This window comes from Mycobacterium sp. TH-M25 (assembly GCF_057473665.1).
In genome coordinates this window covers 1-4,489 of record NZ_JBYCLA010000595.1, presented here as the reverse complement: position 1 = coordinate 4,489, position 4,489 = coordinate 1, and the positions used below count along the sequence as shown (strand labels likewise).

General features: G+C 68.2%; 5 protein-coding genes. 2 read left to right on the top strand and 3 right to left on the bottom strand.

The genetic code is table 11. The features are described 5' to 3' along the window. Positions 1-173: 173 nt before the first annotated feature. Both AC2VOU_RS19825 and AC2VOU_RS19820 read left to right on the top strand, forming a co-directional pair. Positions 174-905: an enoyl-CoA hydratase/isomerase family protein gene (locus tag AC2VOU_RS19825; protein WP_486958899.1), complete on the top strand. Its 732-nt coding sequence runs from the start codon at positions 174-176 to the stop codon at positions 903-905. After that, on the top strand, positions 902-1,381 hold the full coding sequence (locus AC2VOU_RS19820; RefSeq protein ID WP_486958900.1) for an SRPBCC family protein: 480 nt from the start codon (positions 902-904) through the stop codon (positions 1,379-1,381). The genes AC2VOU_RS19825 and AC2VOU_RS19820 overlap by 4 nt, the downstream gene beginning before the upstream one ends. Positions 1,382-1,437: 56 nt before the next feature. Here the strand turns inward: AC2VOU_RS19820 and AC2VOU_RS19815 are convergent, their stop codons facing one another. The 3 genes from AC2VOU_RS19815 to AC2VOU_RS19805 all read right to left on the bottom strand — a co-directional run. After that, positions 1,438-2,853: a 13E12 repeat family protein gene (locus tag AC2VOU_RS19815; protein WP_486958898.1), complete on the bottom strand. Its 1,416-nt coding sequence runs from the start codon at positions 2,851-2,853 to the stop codon at positions 1,438-1,440. A gap of 295 nt (positions 2,854-3,148) precedes the next feature. Then, a complete protein-coding gene (locus AC2VOU_RS19810) occupies positions 3,149-3,922 on the bottom strand; it encodes an SDR family NAD(P)-dependent oxidoreductase (protein WP_486958897.1) in 774 nt (257 codons plus the stop codon). 1 nt (position 3,923) lies between these two features. Further along, on the bottom strand, positions 3,924-4,489 hold a 566-nt coding region (locus tag AC2VOU_RS19805), incomplete at its 5' end, for an AMP-binding enzyme (RefSeq protein ID WP_486958896.1).

Below are 4,489 nucleotides of genomic sequence, written 5' to 3'. Positions count from 1 at the left end.
GAACATGCCGGGAGTTGGTTTCATCGCAATCTCAGGAAAGTCGGAGGCAGGAGGTTCCTGGCCCGCGTCTGGATAACGTCGGCCAGCGGCTGTCGTTGGCCCGAGAAGCAGCGGCCGAGGTGTCGCGGTGAGGCCGGTCGTAGGGTCAGCTGCGTGGTAGATCGGAGGGATGCGTGACCGCTCTCGAGACGGCTGACGGCGCGACGATCCTGCGGTTCGACAACGCGCCGGTGAATGCCCTCGACCTGGACCTGCTGAACGCCATCACCGAGTCGATGCGACGCGTCGACGGACCTGTCGTCATCACCGGCGCCGGCCGGTGCTTCTCGGCCGGCGTCGACCTGCGGGCTCTCGCCGACGGTGGCACGGATTACGCCGGGCGGTTCGTCGCCGCGCTGTCGGAGGCCTTTCTGGCGATCTACGACCACCCCGCGCCGGTGGTCGCCGCCGTCAACGGCCACGCGATCGCCGGCGGCTGTGTGCTGGCGATGTGCGCCGACCTGCGACTGATGTCCGGTGGGACGATCGGCCTCACCGAGTTGTCGGTCGGTGTCCCGTTCCCGGTGGCCGCGCTGGAGATCTGCCGCGCCGTCATGGGGGCATCGTCGACCCGTGCGGCGTTGGGCGCCAAGACCATCGACACCGACACCGCGCTGGCCCGCGGTTGGGTCGACGAGCTGGTCGCGGGCGACGAGCTGCTGGACAAGGCGTTGGTCGTCGCGCGCGAGCTCGGCCAGTACTCGCCGGCCGCGTACGCCGCCACCAAGACTCAGCTGCACAAGCCGGTCCGCGCCGCGATCGACGCGGGTACCGCCACCGATGCCGACGTGCGGGCCGGCTGGATGTCGGCGGAAACCCGCGCCCGGATCAACGGGTTCCTCGAGTCCCTGGCACGCGGACGCTGACTGTGCCCCTCTGGATCGCGCACGCCGAGCGTGAGATAAGCGAGGAGATCCCGGCGCCGCCGGACGCGGTCCGCGACTTCTACGTCGACCTCGACACCATCAAAGACCTTCATCCGCTGGTGGTTTCGGTCGAGGTGCTGGCGCACGACCAAACCGCTGACGGCTACCGGAAGACCTATCGGGTACGTGACCGGATCCCGCTGGGGCCGCTGTCGATCGGCATCACCTACTGGGCGCAGGTCCAGGTGCCTACGCAGGGCGATGTGATCACCCAGGCGCGGCAATTCCCCGGCGTCCGGCTCAACGGCACCGTCAGCTTCGAGCCGACTCAGCGGGGCACCCGCCTGACCGAACGGCTGAAGATCTCGGCTCCCCGCCTGCTGGCCGCGATGACCCAACGCGAGGCCGTGGCCGCCCACGTCGAGATGCTGGCCGGTATCCGCCGGCACTTTCAGACGGGGTGGCCTCGGGGATAGGGTCGCAGACTTTGCCATCAGTGGTCACCTGTGACGGCTCCGGATCGGCGCTCCGGTCAGTGGTCGAGGTCTCCGGGGTCGAGGTCTTCGGGGTCGAGGTCTCCGGGCGGGTCGGTGTCGCCGCGCAGCAGTTCTTCGGGATGGTGGGCGTGGTTGATTTCCGGGGGGCCGGTGCCGTCGGTGCAGCCGAGTCGTCCGCTGTCGGTGACCACCGTGTGCAGTTCGCCGCGGGTGACGCAGCCGTGGTCGCAGCCGCAGAGGAAATGCAGCTTGTCGGCGTCGGTGCGGCCGCCGCGGTCCCAGTCCGGTGAATGATGAACTTCGCAGCGGTAACCCGACACCAGACAGTTGGGGCGAGTGCAGCCGCGGTCGCGCGCGTAGCAGATCAGCCGTTGGTCGGCGGTGGCGATGCGTTTCTGGCGACCCAGATAGAGCGGTCGCTGCGTGTGATTGTCGAACACCGCCAAGTAGTGGATGGCGTTGGCGGCCATGCGGATAAGGTCACGCATTGGCAGCCGGGAGCCGCCGCCGGTCCGTGCGGGTGGCGGCATTGGTACCGACGGGTCGACGGCGGCGTGGGCGGCGCGGTCGAGTTCGGCCAGCGTGGTGGTGACGACCACGGTGACGGGGTGGCCGCGGTGGGTGCCCAGGCCGCCGGAGGCGATCGCGGTTTCCAGGCCCAGCTTTAGCGCGTCGTGGCAGCGTTGGGCGGGGGTGCGCTCGTCGCGCGCGCCGGGATCGGTGTCCTCAGGTTGGTGGCGGCCGGGCCGTACCGCAGCTTCGATGGCCTCGAAATAGGCGCGGGCCTGCGGATCGAGTAGTCCGGTCAGCCGCGACATGCCATCGGGCCCTTGCCCGCCCAGGTGTAGCCCGCGGCGGCGGGCCCTGTCGTCATCGCTGAATTGGCCGTCGGGGTTGAGGTAGTCGGCGATGCGCTCACCGAGCCGGGTGATCAGGCCGGCGTCGAGTTTGGTCGCTTCGCGGACCAGCCGGTGTTCGGCGGCCGCCACGTCGGTGGGCGCAACACTCGCCGGTAGCACGTCGAGGGCTCGGCATACTGCGCGGATATGGTCGTCGCCGACCGCACCGGCCTCCACGGCGGCCGCTAACTCCGGCAGCTCCGGGGGCACCGGCGGCCCGGTCAGGCAGCGGCGGGGCCGGATACGCGCGGCGAGTTTGAACCGGCGGGTGATCTCCTGCGGCGTGATGCGCAGCCGCTTCCACAGTGCCGCCCGCATGTCTGCGGTAGACGCATTCTCGTCGGGCGGATCCGCGATTTCGCCGAAGTACCGGTACATCAGCCCGCGGTTGGTGCGGTCCTGGGTTTCCAAGCGTTCGGCGACATCGACCCGAAAGTCGTTGCCCACCAGACATGACGAGGTTTTACGCAGCACGTCGTGGGCAGCGTCGATCGCATCGAGAGCGGTGCCGATGCGCTCCCGTGCCTGCTCGGCGCCCAGTGCTGAACCCATGCCTCGACGTTATGAAGCAGCACCGACACATCGACGATCGGCACACCGCTGAAACCCCGGCCTGTGGATCAAGTCCCAACTGTGGATACCCGCCCAAACGGTCGTCCCGATCTGTGCATCTTGTCGTGGTCGCGTCCGCTAGCCGACGTCCGCAAATATCTCCCCGGGCGCCGACTGTGTGGCTTCTACTCGCGAGAAGGGCCGCTTGTTTGCAGATAACCTGCACAGCCGGCGCAACTGCATGCGCCAGGCGCAGCAGCGCCGCCGGCCGTGATACGCCGTGCCGCAGACAGATTCACTGCGCCGTCCACTCCGATGTCAGCGCGTACTTCGACAGATACTTCGTGGTGCTCCACCCGCCGTCGACCACGATGGTCTGCCCGTTGATGAAACTGCCGCCCGGTGAACACAGAAACGCCACCGTGCTCGCCACGTCGTCGACGGTGCCGAGTCGCTGGTGTGGGGTCATCTCCACCTGCATCCGGCGAAACCGCGGGTCTTTGAGCCGCTCTTCGGTCATCGCCGTCTGGATCACACCGGGAGCCACGGCGTTGCAACGTGTGCCCTGGGCGCCGTACTGGGCGGCGATGTGCAGTGTCAGAGCGGTCAACCCGCCCTTGGCCGCGGAATACGGGCCGCCGCGCAGGCCGCCCACGACGGCGAACGTCGAGGTGATGTTGACGATCCCCGATCCAGGTGCCATGTGCGGCAGCACGTCTCGCGACAGCCGGAACGGCGCACGCAACATGACGTTGAGGAAGTGGTCCAGGGTCTCGTCGTCGGTGCCGTGCAGTGGCGTCGGATTCCCCACGCCGGCGTTGTTGATCAGGAAGTCGATTCGGCCCCACCTCTCGACGGCGGCGTCGACCACCCGCGCCGGCCCGTCGTCGCCGGTCAGGTCGACCGCGACCGTCTCGACAAGGTCGGGATCGCCAACGGCCGCTGCCACTTCGGCGAGCCGCTGCTCATTGCGACCGGTGGCCAGTACGGCCATCCCCGCCTCGGCAAGCTTTGCTGCACAGCCGAATCCGATTCCGCCGGTCGCCCCGGTCACGATCGCTACCTGCATGTCATCCGTCCGTCGTTGTCAGGGCCGCCTGGATCTGGTCTTTGAGCACCTTGCCGGCATCGTTGCGCGGCAGTGCATCCCAGATGGCCACCTGCTCGGGCGCTTTGAAGGCAGCGACGCCCTGGGATTGCAGGAAGGCGCACAGGCTGTCCGTGTCAGGTGGTGGCTGTTCGTTGGGAACGACGACGGCACAGGCCCGTTCGCCGGTGCGGGCGTCGGGCAGGCCGACGATGGCGATTTCGGCGACACCTGGATGATTGACCAGAATATCCTCGATCTCTTTCGGTGCGATGTTTTCGCCGTTGCGGATGATGAGGTCTTTGGCCCGGCCGGTGACGACAAGATAGTCGCCGTCGACCCGGCGGGCCAGATCACCGGTGCGGAAATAGCCGTGCGTGTCGAATGATCCGGCCTCGTCAGCACCGTGCAGATAGCCGACCAGCATCTGCGGGCCGCGGGCATGAATTTCACCGGCGTCGCCGCGCAGGGCGATCTGCGCGAAGCCGGGCCGTCCGTCGGTGTCTGCGGCGTGGTCGGGGTCGCCCGGCGCACCGACTGTGGTCACCG

Coding starts and splice junctions, on each gene's coding strand:
- AC2VOU_RS19815 (WP_486958898.1), bottom strand. CDS start 2,853: ATGGGTTCAGCACTGGGCGCCGAGCAGGCACGGGAGCGCATCGGCACC.
- AC2VOU_RS19810 (WP_486958897.1), bottom strand. CDS start 3,922: ATGCAGGTAGCGATCGTGACCGGGGCGACCGGCGGAATCGGATTCGGC.